This is a genomic window from Burkholderia arboris (genome assembly GCF_902499125.1).
GTDB lineage: Bacteria > Pseudomonadota > Gammaproteobacteria > Burkholderiales > Burkholderiaceae > Burkholderia > Burkholderia arboris.
This window is the reverse complement of record NZ_CABVPX010000003.1, coordinates 17,535-36,614: the sequence shown is the minus strand read 5'-3', so window position 1 is coordinate 36,614 and position 19,080 is coordinate 17,535. Positions and strand designations below refer to the sequence as shown.

Below are 19,080 nucleotides of genomic sequence, written 5' to 3'. Positions count from 1 at the left end.
GAACCGGCCTGCCGGAGAACGTGACGTGAATGGATTGAAGCTCGCGCTGGGCGCGGTTGCCGCGGTGGCGCTCGCGACGGGCGGCGTGGCCCATGCTGCCCGGGTCGGGGTCTATATCGGCCCCGGCTACCCGTATTACACCCCCGTCGTCCCTGTGCCGTACTACTACCCGCCGCCCGTCGTCGCGGTACCGGTCGATCCGCCGCCGCCGCCCGAGTATGTCGAGAAGGGGCAGCCGCAGGACGACGGCGACGCGAGCCTCTGGTACTACTGCGACGCGTCGAAGCACTACTACCCGTATGTGAAGACCTGCAAGTCGGGCTGGCGATCGGTGCCGGCGCGGCCGCAATAACGGAGCCGCGACGATGACATCCGCCTATCGATTCTTGCGCGTGCCGGCTGCGCTGGCGCTGGCTGGCCTGCTGGGCGCATGCGCGTACATGCCGGCCGGGCCGAGCGTGATGGCGCTGCCCGGCACCGGCAAGTCGTTCGACCAGTTCCGCGCCGACGACGGCAGTTGCCGTCAGTACGCGTTCGAGCAATCCGGCGGCGTGAGCGCCGGACAGGCGTCGACCGCGAGCGCGGTCGGCAGCGCGGCCGTCGGTACCGCGCTGGGCGCGGCGGCCGGCGCCGCGTTCAACGGCGGCACCGGCGCCGCCGTCGGCGCGGGCGCGGGGCTGCTCGCGGGCAGCGTCGTCGGTGCGGGTGCCGCGCAGGGCTCGGCCTACGATGTTCAGCGCCGTTACGACTACGCGTACCTGCAGTGCATGTATGCGACGGGCAATCGCGTGCCGGTGCCGGGCGGGATGAGCGGCGGCAGGGGGGGCGGGTATGGCGGTGGCGGATACGGCGGCGCACCGCGCGCGGCGCCGCCGATGCCGCCCGCCGGCGTCCAGCCGCCGCCGCCGCGATATTGACGCGTGATTGCGGCTCGCCGGCCGGCACACGCTGCGTGAATTGCGTACACTCTGAGTCTCGTTTCGGCAGGGCCGGGCGCAGGGATGCCGGTCCGCGTTTACTCAGGGCATAGCGATGATCGATTTACGCAGCGATACCGTGACACGTCCGAGCCAGGCAATGCTGGCCGCCATGACTGCCGCCGAGACCGGCGACGATGTCTGGGGCGACGACCCGACCGTGCTGCGCCTGCAGGCGGTAACGGCCGAGCGGGCCGGCAAGGAAGCCGGCCTGTTCTTCCCGAGCGGCACGCAGAGCAACCTGGCCGCGCTGATGTCGCATTGCGAGCGCGGCGACGAATACATCGTCGGCCAGCTCGCGCACACCTACAAGTACGAAGGCGGCGGCGCGGCCGTGCTCGGCAGCATCCAGCCGCAGCCGATCGAGAATGCGCCGGACGGCACGCTGCCGCTCGCGAAGATCGCCGCGGCGATCAAGCCGCTCGACAATCACTTTGCCCGCACGCGCCTGCTCGCGCTCGAAAACACGATCGGCGGCCAGGTCTTGCCGGACGGCTATGTGCAGGAAGCCGTCGCGTTCGCGCGCAGCCGCGGGCTGTCCACGCACCTCGACGGCGCACGCGTGTGCAACGCGGCCGTCGCGTCGGGGCGGCCGATCGCCGAGCTGTGCGCGCCGTTCGACACCGTGTCGATCTGCTTCTCGAAAGGGCTCGGCGCACCGGTCGGTTCGGTGCTGGTCGGCAGCCGTGCGCTGATCGAGCGCGCGCAGCGCTGGCGCAAGGTGCTCGGCGGCGGGATGCGGCAGTCGGGCATCCTCGCGGCGGCGTGCCTGTATGCGCTCGACCACAACGTCGAGCGGCTCGCGGACGATCACGCGAATGCCGTGCATCTCGCGGAAGGCCTCGCGCGCATCGATGGTGTGAAGGTGCTGTCGCATGCGACGAACATGGTGTTCGCGCAATTCCCCGAAGCCGATTGCGCGCCGCTCGAGGCGTGGCTCAAGGCGCGCGGGATCCTCACGCAGATGCTGTACGCGTCGCGCTTCGTCACGCACTGCGACGTATCGCGTGCGGACATCGACACGTTCCTCGATGCGGTTGGCGCGTATTTCGCGCAGCACCGCGCGTAAGGTGGCATGCGCCGGCCGGCGGGGGCGCCGGCGAGACGTGGCGCGAAGCAGGGAGCGAAGAGGCGACGGGGGCGGCGTGGCAACCCGTCTGTCGATATCGGGCGAGTCGGCGGGTTACGCTTGCCGCGGCGCGTCGGCGGGCGGCGTGCCGTCGCGGAACAGCGCTTGCAGTTGCGTGCGCAGTTCGGCGCTGTCGGTGTGCTGGTGCACCAGCACCGCATGTTGCACGGCGGCCTCCAGCAGTTCGTTGTCGGAGTCGGCAGAAATCGCGACCGAGCAGTTCATCGCGCTGGGAAACTCGCGGCAATCGATATAGCGGCGGGACATGATGTTCTCCTTGCGGGAAAGGGAACGGCCGGATTGGCTTGATCGGCCGCGCGGCGCATTCGCGAGGCCGATGAAAAAAGCATAGGCGGCGCGGCAGGGATGCTCGCCGCGACGCGCACCGCGTCGGAGGTGTCGACCACCCGCGCGTCACGGCAGCGGCGCGAGCAAGCGGCGCGCCGCTTCGACGACGCGTTCGGACAGCGACGCCATCGTCGGCGACTGCACGGTCCACGCGTGCCAGTACAGCGTGACGTCGGTCGGATGCGCGGGCGCGAGGTCGACGAGCCCCTGCGCATCGAGCGGCGTCGTGCCGATCAGCGGCTCCGGCACCATCGCATAGCCGAGCCCGTGCCGCACCGCCGCAAAGTGCGAATGGGTGCCCGGCACGTAATGGCACGGGTACGCGCCGTCAGGCAACCCGAACTTCTCCTTCAGGAACGACGACTGCAGCGTGTCGCGCCGCGAATACGCGACGACGGGCGCCTTGCGCGCGCTCGTGCGGTTCAGCCCGCGCGGAAACCAGCGCACCGCAAACGCGGCGGCCGCGAGCAGCCGGTAGCGCATCGTGCCGAGCGGCGTGGCGATGCAGCCGCGCATCGGCTTCGGCTCGGTCGTCACGCAGCCGACCGCCATCCCGCTTTCGAGCAGGGCGAACGTGTGGTCCTGATCCTCGACGATCAGTTCGAACAGGATGCGCTCGCCCGCGAGCACGGACGTCAGCGCGGGCAGGAACCACGTGCCGAGGCTGTCGGCGTTCAGCGCGATCGTCACGGAGATCGGCGATTCGCGCTCGGTCGCGAGCGTGCTCTGCAGGTCGGCTTGCAACAGCGCGACGCGGCGCAGGTGCTGCAGCACGCGCTGGCCGGCCACCGTCGGGCGGCACGGACGCGTGCGCAGCACGAGCGGCGTGCCGAGGCTGGCTTCCAGCGCGCGGACCCGCTGCGTGACGGCGGAGGCGGTCACGTGCAGGCGCACGGCCGCCTGCTCGAAGCTGCCGGTGTCGGCGACGGCCAGCAGCGCGGCGGCCTGCTTCGGATCGATCGTCATCGACATGTCGGTGGAATTCCTGTGAACGGGGGTGAAAACAGGCCGTAGTGTAAGGCAGTGTGCGCAACCATCCGGGCGTGGCGAATCGTCATCGGAATGGGTTGCCGCGCATGGGATGCCGGCGGCGCGTGCATTTTGATCTACGCTGTAGGGATGTGCGAAACGCGGCGGGCGCGATGCCGTTCGCGCGGCGGCGATGTCATCATGCCGAAGCCGAAGCCGAAGCCGAAGCCGAAGCCGAAGCCGAAGCCGAAGCCGAAGCCGAAGCCGAAGCCGAAGCCGAAGCCGGCGACGATGTACATCACGCAGGCCCGACCCCACCTCACCGAAGAACCAGCGACGGAGCGACTGAGCGATGATCTTCCGGCAACTTTTCGACCCGCAATCGTCGACTTATACGTATTTGCTCGCTGACAGCGCGTCGCGCGAAGCGCTGCTGATCGACCCGGTGTTCGAGCAGGTGCGCCGCGACGCGGCGCTGCTCGACGAGCTTGGGCTACGGCTCGTCGCGACCGTCGACACGCATGTGCATGCCGATCACGTGACCGGCGCATGGCTCCTGAAGCAGCGCACGGGCAGCGCGATCGCGATCTCGGCCGCGAGCGGCGCGCAGGGCGCCGACCGCTACCTGAACGACGGCGACCGCTGCGCGTTCGGCGCGCGCTACCTGACCGTGCGCACGACGCCCGGCCACACGAGCGGCTGCATCAGCCTCGTGCTCGACGACGAATCGATGGCGTTCACCGGCGATTGCCTGCTGATCCGCGGCACCGGCCGCACCGACTTTCAGCAGGGCGATCCGCGCGCACTGTATCGCGCGGTGCACGGCCGGCTCTTCACGCTGCCGGCCGCGTGCCTTTTGTATCCGGCGCACGACTATCGCGGGCTCACGGTGACGAGCGTCGGCGAGGAGCGGCGCTTCAATCCACGCCTCGGCGGCGATCTCAGCGAAGACGATTTCGCGGGCTACATGCGCAACCTCGGGCTCGCGCATCCGCGTCAGATCGACGTCGCGGTGCCGGCGAACCTGCAATGCGGCGTTGCCGCAAACGCGCCCGATGTGCAGGCGGCGCCCGACTGGGCGCCGCTCGTCTATACGTTCGCGGGGTTCTGGGAAATCGATCCGCAGTGGCTTGAGGATCACCTGCCGGCCGTGCAGGTCGTCGACGTGCGCGAACCGGACGAATTCGCGGGCCCGCTCGGCCATCTGCCCGGCGCGACGCCGATCCCGCTCGGCGAACTGGCCGCGCGCGCCGGCGAGATCGCGCGCGACCGGCCGGTCGTGACCGTGTGCCGGGCCGGCGGGCGCTCCGCGCAGGCGACCGTGATCCTGCTGAAGGCCGGGTTCGATGCGGTCGCGAATCTCGGCGGCGGGATGCTGCGCTGGCGCGCCGAGGGGCGTGTCGTGAGGGACGGCCGGTCGTAGCGACCGAAGTCGCAAAAAAATATCCGGAGCGATGTCGAACCGGCCCGGCGCCGTTCGTCGTCAAGGTATCCGTTCATGTGGCGCCGCAAGACGCGGCGCCGAAACCCTGAGAGAACCCGCGATGATGCCGACGCTCTATGCCCATCCCTTTTCGTCCTACTGCCAGAAGGTGTTGACCGCGCTGTACGAGAACGGCACGCCGTTCGAGTATCGCCTGCTTGCACACGACGATCCGAAGCCGATGCAGGAACTGACCGCGCTGTGGCCGCTGAAGCGCTTTCCGGTGCTGGTCGAAGCAGGCCGCACGGTGATCGAGGCGTCGATCATCATCGAGTATCTCGGCCTGAACCATCCGGGCCCCGTGCGCCTGCTGCCCGACGATCCGCACGCCGCGCTCGAGGTGCGGATGATGGACCGTTTCTTCGACAACTACGTGTCGACGCCGCAGCAGAAGGTCGTGCACGACGCGCTGCGCCGGGAATCCGAGCGCGATGCGCGCGGGGTCGCCGATGCGCGCGCGATGCTCGACACGTCGTACGCGTGGCTGGACAACAAGATGGCCGATCGCGAATGGGCGGCCGGCGATCATTTCAGCCTCGCCGATTGCGGCGCCGCGCCGTTCCTGTTCTACGCGGACTGGACGCACCGGATCGATCCGAAGTTTGCGAACGTGATCGCGTATCGCAAGCGTCTGCTCGCGCGGCCGTCGTTTGCGCGCGCGGTGGACGAGGCGCGGCCGTTTCGCTCGTTCTTCCCGCTCGGCGCGCCCGATCGCGACTGACCTGCGCGGCCGTCGCGCGGCGTGCCGCCGCCGCGCACGGCCGGCAGCGCGCGCCAGGGCGACGGAATGAGAGCAGCAGCGGCAGCATCGCGGCTCCGGTCCGTCACATCGTATGCGTGACCGACTGCGCGAGCGTCAGCAGTTCGTCGAACTGCGTGATCAGCTCGAAGCACAGCAGGAACGCGAGCGTATAGGCGGGCGCGGGGAAGCGCCGGATCGTCGCCAGCACCTGCGGCGCGAAGCGTGACCGGATCGTGTCGCGCGTCAGCAGCCACGCGATCGCGATGCCGATCGCGGCGCCCGCGATCAGGTCGGTCGGGTAGTGAAAGCCGAGATACGCGCGCGGCAGGCAGATGAAGACGACCGAATACAGCAGCGCGACGATGCCGACGCGGCGCGCGATGATGAAGATGCCGGTCGCGATTGCCATCCACAGCATGGCGTGATCGCTCGGGAACGAACTCCATGCCTGCAACGTGGCGGCGCGCAGTCCGGCCGACGGGAAGTGCAGGTGCAGGTCGGGGTTGTAGATCGGCCGCACGCGGAACGGCAGCACCTGCGCGAGCAGGCGGCCGAATGCGAGTGCAATGAGTCCGCTCGCAATCGTCGCGACGACCAGCTCGCGTTGCCGCTCGCGCTCAGGGCCCGGCTGGAACCACAGCCAGCACAGCACGGGAATGAGCACGAAGCCCTTGAACGTGTACAGGCCGGCAATCACGCGGATCGCGTGATTCATCAGTGGGCCGAACGTCACGTGGGTGAGGAAGATCTGGATCGTGGTGTCGAAATTGTTCATGTTCTGCGACCCCGGCGGACGCAGCACATGACATGCGGCCGGCAGGATCTGGAAGCGCGCTCGCCCGGAGCGCAACGGGGGGCAAGTATGTCACCCGTTTTTTCGAAGAAAATGCGAAAAAATACCGGGAATCCCCTGATAAAACGGGGCTGTGTGGTGGGGCCGGATGGGAGAGCGCCGCGCGGTGCGGCAGGGTCGAATCGTCCGACGTTTGCGCGCGAGCACGCATCGCCGTTGTAAAAATATTGGGTTGAACTGGGCAATTTGGCCGGCCGGTGCGGACCTTGCGCCGGATGAACGATTGCCGGGCAATACGCGGGCGAATCTGCCGGGCCGCGCGGCGTCATGCCTGCGCCGATCGAAAATAAAAGAAAAGGCGGGCAAGCCCGGTGGGTCTGCCCGCCTCGTCTGCGCGACGCCGGATGTCAGTTGCGCCAGACCCGTACGGCGAGCGCGGCCAGCGACGTCGCAACGGCCAGCGCGGTCACCGCATTCCAGCCCAGTTGCGCGAGCAACAAACTGCCGATCGCGGCGCCGGCCGCCATCCCGATGAACATGCCGACGAACAGCACCGCGTTGAGGCGGCTGCGCGAGGCGGGATCGATCCGGTAGACGATTGCCTGGTGCGCGATCAGCGTCGCCTGCACGCCGAGATCGAAGCCGATCGTCGCGACCGCGAGCAGCACGAGCTGCGCATGCGGCGACATCAGCGGCGCGGCGGCCATCGACGCGAACGACAGCGTCGCGATGCCGATGCCGATGCGCGTGACGCGCTCGGGGCCGTGATGGTCGGCCAGGCGCCCGGCGATCGGTGCGGCCAGCGCGCCAGCGGCGCCCGCGAGGCCGAATGCGCCCGCGGCCGCGCTGCCGAGATGAAACGGCGCGCCGTGCAGCATCACCGCGAGCGTCGACCAGAACGCGCTGAAGCCGATAGCGAGCAGCCCCTGCGCGAGCGCGGCGCGACGCAGGGCCGGATGATCGCGCCACAGCGCGCCGAGCGACGCGATCAGTGCGCGATAAGGCAGGCGCGTGGTCGGCTCGAAGCGCGGCAACCCGCGCGCGGCCACCGCGCCGATCACGGCGACGCTGACGGCCGCGAGCGCGAACATCGCGCGCCAGCCGGCCGTTTCCGCGATGAAGCCGGCCACGACGCGCGACAGCAGGATGCCGAGCAGCAACCCCGTCATCACCGTGCCGACGATGCGGCCGCGATGCGTGTCGTGCGCGAGCGTCGCGGCGGCCGGCACGACGTCCTGCGCCATCGTCGCGGCGAGGCCGATCGCGAAGCTCGCCGCGAGCAACAACCCGAGCGACGGCGCGATCGACGCGAGCAGCAGCGCGACGACCAGCGCGGCAGCCTTGGTCACGATTACGCGGCGCCGGTCGAAGCGGTCGCCGAGCGGCGCCAGCAGCAGGATGCCGAGTGCATAGCCGAGCTGCGTGAGCGTCGGCACGAAGCCGATCGCGCGCGCCGACGCGCCGAGATCGGGCCCGAGCGCGCCGAGCATCGGCTGCGCGTAGTAGAGCGGGGCGACGCCGAGGCCGGCGGCGGCCGCGAGCAGCAGCACGAGCCGGCGATCGGGCATCGAATGGGCGGCCGGATGGGCCGGGGCATGCGCCATACGGGGCGCGGTGTCGAGACGGGTCGGGGTGGACATGGTGTGCATCCTCGGTTGGATAACGCGATGGACGCGAGTGTGGCGGCACGTGGCAGGCCACGGTAGTGCCGCCTTGCGCAGATTTGTTATACGCTGCGCGAATGACCGAGAAATCTTCCTCTTCTCCCGCTGCTGGCGGGCCTCAGCGCGTTCAGGCCGTGCCGGTGGACGGCGCCGGCTATCGTTTCGAGCTGATGGAAACCTTCGTACGCATAGTCGAGGCCGGCAGCCTGTCGGCTGCCGCCGCGCAACTGCATACGACGCAGCCGACCATCAGCCGGCGGCTGCAGGCGCTCGAACGTTCGCTCGGCATGCGGCTGCTGCAACGGACGACGCACACGATGCGGCTGACTGTCGACGGCGAGCGCTGTTTCAAGCGCGCGAAGGAGCTGCTGGCGAACTGGGCGGCATTCGAGGCCGACTTGCGCGGCGCGCAGGAGGAGCCCGACGGGCTGCTGCGCGTCGCGGTACCGCACGCATTCGGGCAGGAGCGTTTCGTCGCGCCGCTCGCGCAGTTCCTGCGCGACTATCCGCGCGTGTCGATCGAATGGCTGCTGCAGGACGAGGTGCGCGATTTCGTCGGCAGCGGCATTGATTGCGCGATCCAGGTCGGCGAGCCGACCGATCCGGGCGTGGTCGCGATCCGGCTGACGAAGGTGCCGCGCTTCGTGGTCGCCGCGCCGTCGGTGCTGAACGGCGCCGACGTGCCGGCCGACCCCGACGCGCTGGCCGAGCTGCCTTGGCTCGCGCTGCGCACCTACTACCGCAACGAGCTCGCGCTGACGCACGCCGCCACCGGCGATACGCGGCGCATCGCGATCCGGCCGCGCATCACGACCGCGAACCTGTATGCGCTGCGTAGCGCGGCGCTGCTGGGCGTCGGCGCGTGCGTCGGCTCGTCATGGATGCTGGCCGGCCATCTCGCGCGCGGCGAGCTCGTGCACCTCGCGCCCGAGTGGCAGGCCGCGCCGCTGCCGGTTTACCTGACCTATCCGCATGCGCAGTTCTATCCGTCGCGGCTCGTGCGGTTCGTCGCGATGATGCGCGAGGCCGTGCCGCCGCTCGTCGAAGGGCGCGAGGGCGATCCAGCCGGCGCGTGATGGCACGTGCCGTCAGCCGCGCCGGATCCCTTCCGGCAGCGCGCTGATGCGGCGCACCTCGGGCGAGTCGAGCCACGCACGCGACGTCGCGCAGTCGACGAACATGTCGGTCGCGTCTTCGCCCCAGAACAGGTCGCCGTCGAGTGCGAAGGTCGGCACGCCGAATACGCCGTCGGCGATCGCCTGATCGGTGTTCGCGCGCAGCGCGTCCTTGACCGGTTGTGCTTCAACGGCCGTCACGCCCTCCGGGAAACCGACGGCTTCGCACAGCGCGGCGAAGCCTTCCGGCGTCGACACGTCCTGGCCGTCGCGCCAGATATGCCGGAAGATCCGCCGGATCGCGTCGCGTGAACTGCCCATCGCGATCGCGAGGCGCAGCGGCTTGATCGGGTTGAACGGGTGCGCGGGCGGCATCCGGAATGCGATGCCGAGCTTGTCCGCGCGATATTGCGCGTGACGATAGGTGAAGACGCGTTTGGCCGCGATTTCCGCCGGCGCTTTCTGGCCCCAGTGCGCGAGCAGCGCGCCGAGCACGATCGGCCGCGGCTCGAACGCCGCGGCGGGCGGCAGGCGGTCGAACTGTTCCTGTTGCAGATAAGCGAACGGCGAAACGAAATCGAAATACCAGGTGGCGGTACGTGCGGCGTTCATCGCGAGCGTCTCCTCGTGCGGGTCCGGATGGATCGGGGCGGACCAGTGTCGCACGCGGCGGCGTTTTGCGCTGCCGCATCGCTTTTTCGCCGCCGGCGCGACCGGTGCGCTATGCGGCTTCCACCAGCGCCGCGAGCCGCGCCAGCGCCATCTGCCAGCCGGTCTCGTTGTCGGCGGCCGGCACGCCGGGCGGTACGCCGTCGTGCACGGCGTCCACGCGCGTGCCGCCCGCTTCGTCGGACAGCGTGATCGTGATCGTCATTGCGCCGCGCAGCATCGGATCGTCGGTTTCGAACACGTCGATCTCGACGATCTGCTTGTCCGGCACGAGCGTGACGAAGCGGCCGTGATAGGTGTCGGTGCGTGCGCCGGACTTGCCGGTGCCGGCCAACGGCGCGTCGTAGCTCAGCGACACGCGCAGCGCGCCGCCTTCGCGTGCATCGTACGCATGCACGCGGCACGTCATGCCGTCGGGCACCTTCCATTGCTCGACTGCGTGCGGGTCGAGCAGCGCGCGGTAGACGCGCCCGCGCGGGGCGTTCAGGTGCCGGCTGACCCGGGTCGAATGCGTGTGCGTATGCAACATGTGGCCTCCCGCGGAGCGCGCGCGACGGTGCACGCCGGAGCCCGGCGTGTCGTCATGCTTCCTTCAGGAATCCTAGGCGTGGGCGCGGCGCCACGCAACGACCGCGCATTCGTCTGCGTTCAGCGTAGCGTTGCGGCGAATGCGTCGAGCTGCGTGATGCAGGTGTTCCAGCCCTCGAAAAAGCCGAGCGCTTCGTGGCGCTCGCGCGTCGCGGCATCCGGATGCATCACGCGCGCTTCGTAGCGGCTGCCTGCATCGTCGTCGGCCATCGTGATGACTGCCGTGAAACCCATCCATGGCGCCTGCGGCCGCCAGCCGCCGGTGAGCATCGACGTGAAGGCGATGCGCGATTCCGGCACGATTTCGAGGAAGCAGCCGGGGTTGTCGCTCGTGCCGCCGTCGGGGCCGCGCATGAACGTGTGGAAAGCGCCGCCCGGCCGCAGGTCGAATGAGCGCACCTCGGTGGTCCACGGCTGCGGGCACCACCATTCCTTCAGCAACTCGGGGTCGGTCCATGCGCGCCACAGCGCGTGGCGCGGCGCGCGCAGCGTGCGCGTGATGACGAGATCGTGGGCTTCAACGGGTTCGACGTGGCTGGCTGACATCTTGCTCCTCCTGATGATGGCGTTCGACGAATTCGACGAGACGATCGGATCGTGCTTCCCACAGCGCGCGCTGCGCGGCGAGCCATGCCTCGGCCTCGGTCAGCCGGCTGCCGACCAGCGCGCAGGTGCGCGAGCGGCCGGTTTTCCGGGTCTCGACGAGGCCGCTGCGCTCGAGCACGGCGACATGCTTCATGAACGACGGCAGCGCCATGTCGAACGGCGCGGCCAGCGCGGAGACGGTCCGCTCGCCCTGGCCGAGCGCGCTGACGATCGCGCAGCGTGTCGGATCGGCAAGGGCGTGGAAGACGTCGCTGATGCCGGGTTGAAAGTTAGCCATATGGCTAAGTGTAGACGACGTGACGGGCGATGCAGCGAAAATTTTCGTCGCGTACGATGATGGGGCGGTAACGCGCGCCGACCGGGTGCGACGTTGCCGGACGCCTGCCGCCGTCGCGAGCTTCGATGGCCGGCCGGTGCTCTTTCGATCCCGGCCCATGCCGAACCCGCGCGTGCGGCCCACCTGACTACCGGAGATGGCATGACCGAATCTGTTACCGTCCGCCGCGTCGACGCGCGCGAAGCGATGAGCTGTGTCGAGGCGCTGGCCGACGTGCTGGTCGATTGCGTCGAAGGCGGCGCATCCGTCAGCTTCATGCTGCCGATCGAGCGGCCGACTGCCGTCGCGTTCTGGACGCGGGTGGCCGAGGGCGTCGCGCACGACGAGCGCATCCTGCTCATTGCCGAGGACGCGTCCGGCCGGATCGTCGGCACTGTGCAGGTCGTGACCGGCCAACCCGAGAACCAGCCGCATCGCGCGGACATCGCGAAGATGCTCGTGTCGCGGCATGCGCGCCGGCAGGGCATCGCCGCACGGCTGATGGCGGCGGCCGACGCGGCCGCGCGCGACGCCGGCAAGACCGTGCTCGTGCTCGACACCGTGACGGGCGGCGACGCCGAGCGGCTGTACGAGCGGGCAGGCTGGCAGCGCGTCGGCGTCGTGCCGAACTACGCGCTGATGCCCGACGGTGCGCTCTGCGCGACGACGTATTTCCACAAGCAGTTGGCGTAACGGCATCCGTCATGCATCCGGTCGCCCCGGCGCTCCTGTGCTTCACGCTCGCGGCGGGTGTCGTGGCGCTGATCGCGCCGGCGTTGCTCGCGGTCGCGTGGCGGTGCCGCACGCAGGTGCCGTTGCGCGTGTTTTTCTACGGCATGCTGACCTTCTTCGTGTTCCAGCCGGTGCTGCGCCTGTCGTGGCAGATGCCGCTGTTCTACTGGCTCGGGACCGGTCCGCGCTGGCGTGTGCCGATACTCGTGTTCGCGGCGTTGACGGCCGGGCTCTTCGAGGAATGCGGGCGCTGGGTCGCATTCCGGTATCTGCTGCCGAAGCGGCACGACATGCAGACGGCGGTGATGCTCGGGTTCGGGCATGGCGGGCTGGAAGCGATGCTGCTGGTCGGTGTCGGGTTTGTCGTGCTCGGCACGGGCTACCTGCTCGCGGATGCGGGCTACGCCGTGTCGGCCGGCAATCGGTCGCTGATCGGGGCGCAGTTCGCGGCCATGACGCTCGGATCGCCGTTTCTCGCGCTGTTCGAGCGGGCGAGCGCGATGGCCGCGCATGTGGGGCTGTCGCTGATCGTGCTGCAGGCGTTCGTCCGCGGCACGAAGCGCTGGCTTGCGTATGCGATCGCGTTCCATTTCATGTTCGACCTCGCAGCGGTGCTGCTGACGCGGTACTGGCATGTCGATACCGTGCTGGTCGAGGTGCTGCTGTTCGTGTGCAGTGTCGCGCTTCTGGGGTTGGGGATGCGCTGGAGCCGACGGGGCGCGGGGGCGGGCGATGCGCGTACGGGGCCCGCCGTGTGACGGACCTGCTTCGTTTCAGCCCTGCGCGGCGGGGTTTGCCCGGCGGATGGCCTGCCGTTCCCCCGTTCGCCACCGGCTCACGAGACTCAAGCCCATCCCGGCCGTGACGATCGCAATACCCGCGAGCGCCGGCGCATGCGGCCGTTCGCCAAGCAGCAGCATTGCCTCGAGCGTGGCGAGAAGCGGCATCATCGCGGCGAAGGTCGCGCCGATCGCCGGGCCGAGCGCGACGACGGCCTGGCTGAAGCAGTAGAGCGCCAGCACCGACATCAGCACGCCCTGGTAGACCGCCTGCGTCGCGATGGCCGCGACCGGCGCATGCAGCACGGCATCGCCGCGCATCGCGAGATAAAGCGGGCAGTAGAGCACCGCCGAGCCGACCGCCACGACGGCCGTCGCGTGCAGCGCACCGGTTCCGGCCCGCTTCGTGGTCACGTTGTAGACGGCCCACAGCAGGCCGCCGAGCACGAACAGCGCGAGCGCAGGCAGCCCGATCGCGCCGTGCAATGCGTCGGACGCAGTCAGCACGATGCCGAAGAGGATCGCGGCGATGCCGGCGATCTGCGCGGCGCTCAATCGTTCGTGCGCGACCTGCCGGCCGAGGATGGCCGTGAACGCGATCATGCTGCCCGGCGTCAGCGCGAAATAGCCGACCGGCGCGCGGCTCAAGGCTGCCGAGACGGTCAGGATGTACGGCGCGCCGGCGCCGGTCACCATCAGCGCGATCGATGCCGGGCGCAGCGTGCCGAGGCCACGGCGCAGCAGGACGGGCAGCAGCAACGTGCCCGAAACGGCGAAGCGGATGAATGCGATGTCGTACGCGTCGAATGCCGAGTGCGTGACGCCGAGGCGCGTGACGACCGGAAAGCCGCCCCAGATGAGCGCGGCGAGCAATCCGTAGCTGATGCCGGCGAGCCGTTCGTTGCTGTTCATGTGCTGTCCTTGCCAGGCGGCCGCTGCGCGAGCGGTGGAGCGAGCCGATAGGGGGCAAGGATGCTGCGCTTCGAATCGTACGTCCAATATATTATTTGGACGCTATTAGGTCGTAAAAAGTCTTTATCGAGGCGGGAGGGGGCTCGTGGCGGCGCGAACGTGGACGTCTGCCAGGTCGCGGCGCGTGCTGGCCGTTCAGCGGAAGCCAGCCGGCATGAAAAGCGGGGCTGGACGCGTTGCCGGTCCGATATATTCACGTTCACGCAGGAAGACTCCACCGCCACGCCACGGAACCGCGCCTCGATGAAACGCTCCCACGTCGCTTTCGCCCTCACGGGCCTGCTGGTCGCGCTGCCGATTGCCGCGTATGCGCTCGTCAAGCCGCTGCGCGTCGTCGCGCCCGCGCTGGTCCCCGGCGTGTCGTGCCCGAGCGCCGACATCTGCACGGACGATGCCGCGAAGCTTGGCGACGCGCAGCAACTCTATCGCGACGGTTATGCGCGTGCGGCGGCGGCCGTCGGCGCGTTCCGCGACGCACCGCGCGTCGTGTTCTGCTCGACGCGCGCGTGCGCCGACGCGTTCGGTCTCGGCACGCGCGCGGCGCTGACGCTCGGCGATTTCGGCGTGGTGATCGCGCCGCGCGGCTGGCAGACCTACTTCCTCGCGCACGAACTGATCCATCACCGCCAGGCGGAAGCGCTCGGCAACCTCGCCGTCGTGACCAAGCCGCGCTGGCTGATCGAAGGGATGGCGTATTCGCTCAGCGAAGATCCGCGCCATCCGCTGGCCGAGCCGTTCGAATCGTGGCGCGCGCAGTTCGCCGCGTGGAATGCGGCGCGCGGCGGGCAGCCGCTGTGGGATGCCGCGCGGGCGGTGGAGTAGCGCAGCGCGCCGGGTGACGCGCGAGCGGCGTCAGTGGGCGGCGAAGGGATCGTAGCTGCCGAAGGTCCAGACGTTGCCTTCGGGGTCGCGCACGTTGTAGCCGCGGCCGGGATAGCCGTCGTTGTCCGTGGGCTCGGTGAGGATCTCGGCGCCGGCCGTCCGGGCGCGGGCGCAGTGCGCGTCGGGGTCGTCGATCACCGCGCATACGCACATGGTGATACCGCCTGCCTCGGACGCAGTCTTCCAGCGATACAGGTCGCGCACGGGGCCGGGGCGGGCCGAACCAAGCATCACCATCTGGCCGTGCAGCGTCAGCTCGGCGTGATGAATCAACGTCGGATCGCTCGCGTCGGCATAGACCGCGTGGCGCTCGAAGCCGAAGGCGTTGCAAAGGAAGTCGATGGCGGCCGGCGCGTCCACGTAGCGCAGGCAGGGGATGAGGGCGTGATGGACTGGCATGGTTCGAACCTCCGGGTTGGGGTCGGGTTCTGCTTCGTCGCTGCTTCAGGGGAAAAACGCGCAGGTTCGACCCGCCGCCTGCGCTCTGGGGCGTGGCGGCGGGCCGGCCCGTCAGACCGTCGTGTCGATGATGCCCGGGATCTTCACGTCCGGGTTCACGTCCGCGTCGTAGTCGACACCGGCGATCTCGAAGCCGAACAATCGCAGGAATTCGGTCTTGTAGCCGGCGAAATCGGTCATCTCGTACAGGTTCTCGTTCGTCACGTGGTCCCACATCGCGACGACCTTCGACTGCACCTGCGGATCGAGTTCCTTGTAGTCGGCGCGCAGGCGGCCTTCTTCGTCGGTGTGCGGCGTCGTGCCGTACAGGCTGTCCTTCAGGAGCCCGTACACCTGCTCGATGCAGCCTTCGTGCGTACCGGTTTCCTTCATCACCTTGAACAGCAGCGACAGGTACAGCGGCATCATCGGGATCGCCGAGCTGGCCTGCGTGACGACGGCCTTCAGCACCGACACGCGAGCGTCGCCGCCGTGCGCGGCCAGCTTGTCGCGGATCGACAGCACCTTCTTGTCGAGATCCTTCTTCGCTTCGCCGATCGAGCCGTTCCAGTAGATGTCGTGCGTGATCTGCTCGCCGAGGTACGTGAACGCGGTGGTCTTCGCGCCGTCGGCCAGCACGCCGGCTTCAGCCAGCGCGTCGATCCACATCTGCCAGTCCTCGCCGCCCATCACGGCGACGGTGCCGTCGATCTCTTCCTGCGTCGCCGGTTCGAGCGCGACCTCGCGGATCACTTCCTTGTCGGTGTCGAGACCGCGGAACGTGACGGCCTTGCCGATCGGCTTGAGCGTCGAGCTGATGGTTTCGCCGGTCTTCGGATGCGTGCGGCGCGGGGCCGCGAGGCTGTAGACGACCAGGTCGACCTTGCCGAGATCCTGCTTGATGGTGTCGATCGTGACCTGCTTGACGTGGTCGGAGAATGCGTCGCCGTTGATGCTGCGCGCATAGACGCCCTTTTCGGCGGCGAATTTCTCGAACGCGGCGCTGTTGTACCAGCCGGCCGTGCCGGGCTTCGTTTCGCTGCCGGGGCGCTCGAAGAACACGCCGAGCGTGTCCGCGCCCGAGCCGAATGCGGCCGAGATCCGGGCGGCGAGGCCGTAGCCGGTCGATGCGCCGATCACGAGCACCTTTTTCGGGCCGTTGGCGATCGGGCCGTGCGAAGTCACGTAGTCGATCTGTTCCTTGACGTTGGCTTCGCAGCCGACGGGATGAGTCGTCACGCAGATGAAGCCACGCACGCGCGGTTTGATGATCATGGAAACCTCTTGTCAGAAAGGCAGAAACGGCCTGAAATCGGAAAAATCCCGCGCATTGTAATGGATGCGGCCGATCGCGGGCGGGCGCGGCCGGACGGTGCCGGATCATCCGGTTATTTCTCTCTTGACAGAAATAACTGAAATGAATAAATTTGCCGACATGGAACTCACACCGATAGCCGAACGATTCATTCTCCACTGGGGCGAAATGGGCTCGCGGTGGGGCGTCAACCGCACCGTCTCGCAGATTCACGCGCTGCTCTACCTGGCTGGCCGGCCGGTCGCGGCCGACGAGATCGCGGAGACGCTCAACGTCGCGCGCTCCAACGTCAGCACGAGCCTGAAGGAGCTGCAGGCGTGGCGCCTCGCGAAGGTCGTGCACGTGCTGGGCGACCGCCGCGACCACTTCGAGACGTCGACCGACATCTGGGAGTTGTTCAAGCTGATCGTCGAAGGGCGGCGGCAGCGCGAGATCGAGCCGACGCTTACGGTGCTGCGCGACTGCCTGACGAATCCGGAGATCGCGAACGAGAGCCGCGAGACCGAACAGCGCATCCGCGACACGCTGCAGTTCGTCGAGACGCTCACGACCTGGTCGGACGAGATGCTGCGGCTCAAGCCCGATACGCTGATGAAGGCGCTCGGCATCGGCGCGAAGATCAGCCAGACGGTCAGGCGCAAGCCGTCGAAGTAAGCGGTAACGGCAGTGCGGGCGGACAGCCCGCTTTTTTCGGGGTTGTTATTTCTGTCTGTACAGAAATAACTGTAAATAGAGGATGAAAATGAACGTAGTCCTGCCGTCGACCTGCCAGCACGATCGCACCGGCGCGCGCAGCATGACCGTTCTCGTCTGCGGCGCGAACGGCTTCATCGGGCGGGCGCTGTGCGCGCAGCTCGAAGCCGGCGGCCATCGCGTGCTGCGCGGCGTGCGTCACGCTGCCGGGCCGTGCGACGTCGCGATCGACTTCGCGAAGGACGTCGATCCGCAAGCGTGGCTGGCGCGGCTGGCAGGCGTCGATGTGGTGATCAATGCGGTCGGCATCCTTGCCGATCGACGCGGCGCGACGCTCGACGCCGTGCATCGCGCCGCGCCGTGCGCGCTTTTTACCGCGTGCTGCCGCGCCGGCGTGCGGCGCGTGATCCAGATCTCGGCACTGGGCGTCGAGCGCGGCGATACGCGGTACTTCGCGAGCAAGCACGCGGCCGACCGCTTCCTGCAGACGTTGCCGATCGATTGTCGGATCGTGCGGCCCGCACTCGTCTACGGCGTGGATGGCGCGTCGGCGCGGTTTTTCCGGATGCTCGCGAGCCTGCCCGTGCAGATGCTGCCGGCCGGCGGCCATCAGCGGCTGCGTCCCGTGCATGTCGACGATCTCGCTGAAGTCGTCGCGCGGCTCGTCGTGCAACCCGGCGACGCGCAGGCGGCCGGCAGCCGGGTGATCGACGTGGTCGGCAACGACGAAGTCGAATACCGCGAGATGCTGGCGAGTTACCGTGCCGCGCTGGGCTTTCCGCCGGCTGCCCGCGTGACGCTGCCGGGCCCGCTGGTCGGCGCGGCGGCCGTGCTGTCCGGCGCGTTGCCGGGTGCGATGCTGACGCGCGACACGTGGACGATGCTGCGCGGCGGGAACACCGGCGATCCGGCGGCCGCCGCAGCCGTACTGGGCCGGCCGCCGCGCGGCATCGGCAGCTTCATCGGTGCGGACGCCGCCGCGCTGCGCCGCGACGCGCTCGCGATGTGGCGGCGCCCGTTGCTGCGGGGCGCGCTCGCGATCGTGTGGATCTGGACGGCGATCGCCAGCGCATTCATCCATCCGCTGCACGCGAGCCTCGCGCTGCTCGCACCTGCGCACCTGACGGGGCTGCCCGCGCTGATTGCGCTCTATGCGGCCAGTGCGCTGGACTTCGCGTTCGGCATCGCGACCGTCGCCGCGCCGTCGCGGCGCCTGTGGGCCGCGCAAGCCGTGCTGATCGTCGCGTATTCGACCGTCATCGCGGTCACGATGCCCGGCCTGCTGGCCGAACCGTTCGGCCCCGTGCTCAAGAACGTGCCGATTCTCGCCATCCTGTTGATCCTTTATTCAGAAGAAGAACGAGCATGAATACCTATCTCGTCATCAAGGCGCTTCACATCCTGTCCTCGGTGCTGCTGGTCGGCACGGGGTTCGGCACCGCGTTCTACCTGTTCTTCGCGAACCGCACGCGCTCGGTGCCCGCGATCGCGGCCGTGTCGCGGCTCGTGGTGCGTGCGGACTGGTGGTTCACGACACCGGCCGTGATCTTCCAGCCGGCGTCCGGGCTATGGCTCGCGCATACGGCCGGCTGGCCGTGGCATACGCCGTGGCTGCTCGCGTCGATCGTGCTGTATGCGGTCGCCGGTGCGTGCTGGCTGCCGGTCGTATGGCTGCAGCTCGAACTTGCATCGATGGCGAAACTCGCGCACGCGAATGGCGACGCCGCGTTGCCGGAGCGCTACTGGCGCTACGCGAAGCGCTGGGAACTGCTCGGTTATCCGGCGTTCTTCGCGATGCTGACCGTCTACTTCCTGATGGTGGTCAAGCCGATGTGAGTCTGTCGCCGCCGTGCGCGAGCGGCGGTTACCA

At 68.8% G+C, this 19,080-nt stretch carries 24 protein-coding genes; 12 read left to right on the top strand and 12 right to left on the bottom strand.

Annotated features, from left to right (window positions below):
- Positions 1-25: 25 nt before the first annotated feature.
- The 3 genes from BLA15945_RS04585 to ltaE all read left to right on the top strand — a co-directional run bounded on the left by BLA15945_RS04585 (position 26) and on the right by ltaE (position 2,046).
- The gene (locus BLA15945_RS04585; protein WP_059238627.1) at positions 26-352 is read left to right on the top strand and encodes a hypothetical protein; all 327 of its coding nucleotides are present in this window, start codon (positions 26-28) and stop codon (positions 350-352) included.
- A gap of 13 nt (positions 353-365) precedes the next feature.
- Positions 366-917, top strand: a complete 552-nt coding sequence (locus tag BLA15945_RS04580) for a YMGG-like glycine zipper-containing protein (protein WP_174991613.1) — start codon at positions 366-368, stop codon at positions 915-917.
- A gap of 115 nt (positions 918-1,032) precedes the next feature.
- A complete protein-coding gene (ltaE, locus tag BLA15945_RS04575) occupies positions 1,033-2,046 on the top strand; it encodes a low-specificity L-threonine aldolase (protein WP_174991612.1) in 1,014 nt (337 codons plus the stop codon).
- Between the two features lie 114 nt (positions 2,047-2,160).
- On the opposite strand, the gene BLA15945_RS04570 is transcribed toward ltaE, so the two are convergent.
- From BLA15945_RS04570 to BLA15945_RS04560, 3 genes are all read right to left on the bottom strand, one after another.
- Positions 2,161-2,373 (bottom strand): DUF1059 domain-containing protein, encoded by a 213-nt coding sequence (locus tag BLA15945_RS04570; RefSeq protein WP_011353793.1) that lies wholly within the window; start codon positions 2,371-2,373, stop codon positions 2,161-2,163.
- A gap of 147 nt (positions 2,374-2,520) precedes the next feature.
- Positions 2,521-3,426: an HTH-type transcriptional regulator ArgP gene (locus BLA15945_RS04565; protein ID WP_059238633.1), complete on the bottom strand. Its 906-nt coding sequence runs from the start codon at positions 3,424-3,426 to the stop codon at positions 2,521-2,523.
- Positions 3,427-3,560: 134 nt separating this feature from the next.
- A complete protein-coding gene (locus BLA15945_RS04560; protein WP_174991611.1) occupies positions 3,561-3,722 on the bottom strand; it encodes a hypothetical protein in 162 nt (53 codons plus the stop codon).
- A 53-nt stretch (positions 3,723-3,775) separates the two neighbouring features.
- Between BLA15945_RS04560 and BLA15945_RS04555 the strand changes: the two genes are divergently transcribed.
- Together BLA15945_RS04555 and BLA15945_RS04550 are read left to right on the top strand one after the other, a co-directional pair.
- Positions 3,776-4,846, top strand: a complete 1,071-nt coding sequence (locus tag BLA15945_RS04555) for a rhodanese-like domain-containing protein (RefSeq protein WP_059238635.1) — start codon at positions 3,776-3,778, stop codon at positions 4,844-4,846.
- A gap of 121 nt (positions 4,847-4,967) precedes the next feature.
- A complete protein-coding gene (locus BLA15945_RS04550) occupies positions 4,968-5,627 on the top strand; it encodes a glutathione S-transferase family protein (RefSeq protein ID WP_174991610.1) in 660 nt (219 codons plus the stop codon).
- Positions 5,628-5,730: 103 nt separating this feature from the next.
- Here BLA15945_RS04550 and BLA15945_RS04545 read toward each other — a convergent pair whose 3' ends face one another.
- Together BLA15945_RS04545 and BLA15945_RS04540 are read right to left on the bottom strand one after the other, a co-directional pair.
- Positions 5,731-6,423 (bottom strand): phosphatase PAP2 family protein, encoded by a 693-nt coding sequence (locus BLA15945_RS04545; protein ID WP_059240880.1) that lies wholly within the window; start codon positions 6,421-6,423, stop codon positions 5,731-5,733.
- Positions 6,424-6,848: 425 nt separating this feature from the next.
- Positions 6,849-8,081 (bottom strand): MFS transporter, encoded by a 1,233-nt coding sequence (locus tag BLA15945_RS04540; RefSeq protein WP_059240881.1) that lies wholly within the window; start codon positions 8,079-8,081, stop codon positions 6,849-6,851.
- A 101-nt stretch (positions 8,082-8,182) separates the two neighbouring features.
- Here BLA15945_RS04540 and BLA15945_RS04535 point away from each other — a divergent pair, with 101 nt between their 5' ends.
- Positions 8,183-9,181 (top strand): LysR family transcriptional regulator, encoded by a 999-nt coding sequence (locus BLA15945_RS04535; RefSeq protein WP_059238639.1) that lies wholly within the window; start codon positions 8,183-8,185, stop codon positions 9,179-9,181.
- 12 nt (positions 9,182-9,193) lie between these two features.
- Here the strand turns inward: BLA15945_RS04535 and BLA15945_RS04530 are convergent, their stop codons facing one another.
- The 4 genes from BLA15945_RS04530 to BLA15945_RS04515 all read right to left on the bottom strand — a co-directional run bounded on the left by BLA15945_RS04530 (position 9,194) and on the right by BLA15945_RS04515 (position 11,360).
- Complete coding sequence (locus tag BLA15945_RS04530) at positions 9,194-9,832, bottom strand: 2-hydroxychromene-2-carboxylate isomerase (protein ID WP_059238641.1); 639 nt, start codon at positions 9,830-9,832, stop codon at positions 9,194-9,196.
- 109 nt (positions 9,833-9,941) lie between these two features.
- Complete coding sequence (locus BLA15945_RS04525) at positions 9,942-10,418, bottom strand: SRPBCC family protein (RefSeq protein ID WP_174991609.1); 477 nt, start codon at positions 10,416-10,418, stop codon at positions 9,942-9,944.
- 119 nt (positions 10,419-10,537) lie between these two features.
- Complete coding sequence (locus BLA15945_RS04520) at positions 10,538-11,023, bottom strand: SRPBCC family protein (RefSeq protein ID WP_174991608.1); 486 nt, start codon at positions 11,021-11,023, stop codon at positions 10,538-10,540.
- Entirely contained in the window at positions 10,995-11,360 is a 366-nt protein-coding gene (locus BLA15945_RS04515) for an ArsR/SmtB family transcription factor (RefSeq protein ID WP_174991783.1), read from the bottom strand. Before BLA15945_RS04515 ends, BLA15945_RS04520 begins: the two co-directional genes overlap by 29 nt.
- A 201-nt stretch (positions 11,361-11,561) precedes the next feature.
- Between BLA15945_RS04515 and BLA15945_RS04510 the strand changes: the two genes are divergently transcribed.
- Together BLA15945_RS04510 and BLA15945_RS04505 are read left to right on the top strand one after the other, a co-directional pair.
- Positions 11,562-12,092 carry a GNAT family N-acetyltransferase gene (locus BLA15945_RS04510; protein ID WP_174991607.1) on the top strand — a complete coding sequence of 177 codons (531 nt, stop codon included), beginning with the start codon at positions 11,562-11,564 and terminating at the stop codon, positions 12,090-12,092.
- Between the two features lie 11 nt (positions 12,093-12,103).
- The gene (locus tag BLA15945_RS04505) at positions 12,104-12,889 is read left to right on the top strand and encodes a YhfC family intramembrane metalloprotease (RefSeq protein ID WP_174991606.1); all 786 of its coding nucleotides are present in this window, start codon (positions 12,104-12,106) and stop codon (positions 12,887-12,889) included.
- A 15-nt stretch (positions 12,890-12,904) separates the two neighbouring features.
- Here the strand turns inward: BLA15945_RS04505 and BLA15945_RS04500 are convergent, their stop codons facing one another.
- Entirely contained in the window at positions 12,905-13,822 is a 918-nt protein-coding gene (locus tag BLA15945_RS04500; RefSeq protein WP_174991605.1) for a DMT family transporter, read from the bottom strand.
- Positions 13,823-14,125: 303 nt separating this feature from the next.
- On the opposite strand from BLA15945_RS04500, the gene BLA15945_RS04495 reads away from it, so the two are divergent.
- Positions 14,126-14,704 carry a hypothetical protein gene (locus tag BLA15945_RS04495; RefSeq protein WP_059238654.1) on the top strand — a complete coding sequence of 193 codons (579 nt, stop codon included), beginning with the start codon at positions 14,126-14,128 and terminating at the stop codon, positions 14,702-14,704.
- A gap of 30 nt (positions 14,705-14,734) precedes the next feature.
- Here the strand turns inward: BLA15945_RS04495 and BLA15945_RS04490 are convergent, their stop codons facing one another.
- Complete coding sequence (locus tag BLA15945_RS04490; protein ID WP_174991604.1) at positions 14,735-15,163, bottom strand: VOC family protein; 429 nt, start codon at positions 15,161-15,163, stop codon at positions 14,735-14,737.
- Positions 15,164-15,274: 111 nt separating this feature from the next.
- A complete protein-coding gene (fabV, locus tag BLA15945_RS04485; protein WP_174991603.1) occupies positions 15,275-16,477 on the bottom strand; it encodes an enoyl-ACP reductase FabV in 1,203 nt (400 codons plus the stop codon).
- A 160-nt stretch (positions 16,478-16,637) separates the two neighbouring features.
- Here fabV and BLA15945_RS04480 point away from each other — a divergent pair, with 160 nt between their 5' ends.
- From BLA15945_RS04480 to BLA15945_RS04470, 3 genes are all read left to right on the top strand, one after another.
- Entirely contained in the window at positions 16,638-17,171 is a 534-nt protein-coding gene (locus BLA15945_RS04480) for a GbsR/MarR family transcriptional regulator (RefSeq protein ID WP_006480371.1), read from the top strand.
- Positions 17,172-17,259: 88 nt separating this feature from the next.
- Positions 17,260-18,579: an SDR family oxidoreductase gene (locus tag BLA15945_RS04475; protein WP_174991602.1), complete on the top strand. Its 1,320-nt coding sequence runs from the start codon at positions 17,260-17,262 to the stop codon at positions 18,577-18,579.
- Positions 18,576-19,046, top strand: a complete 471-nt coding sequence (locus BLA15945_RS04470; RefSeq protein WP_059238660.1) for a DUF2269 family protein — start codon at positions 18,576-18,578, stop codon at positions 19,044-19,046. Before BLA15945_RS04475 ends, BLA15945_RS04470 begins: the two co-directional genes overlap by 4 nt.
- Positions 19,047-19,080: the final 34 nt, after the last annotated feature.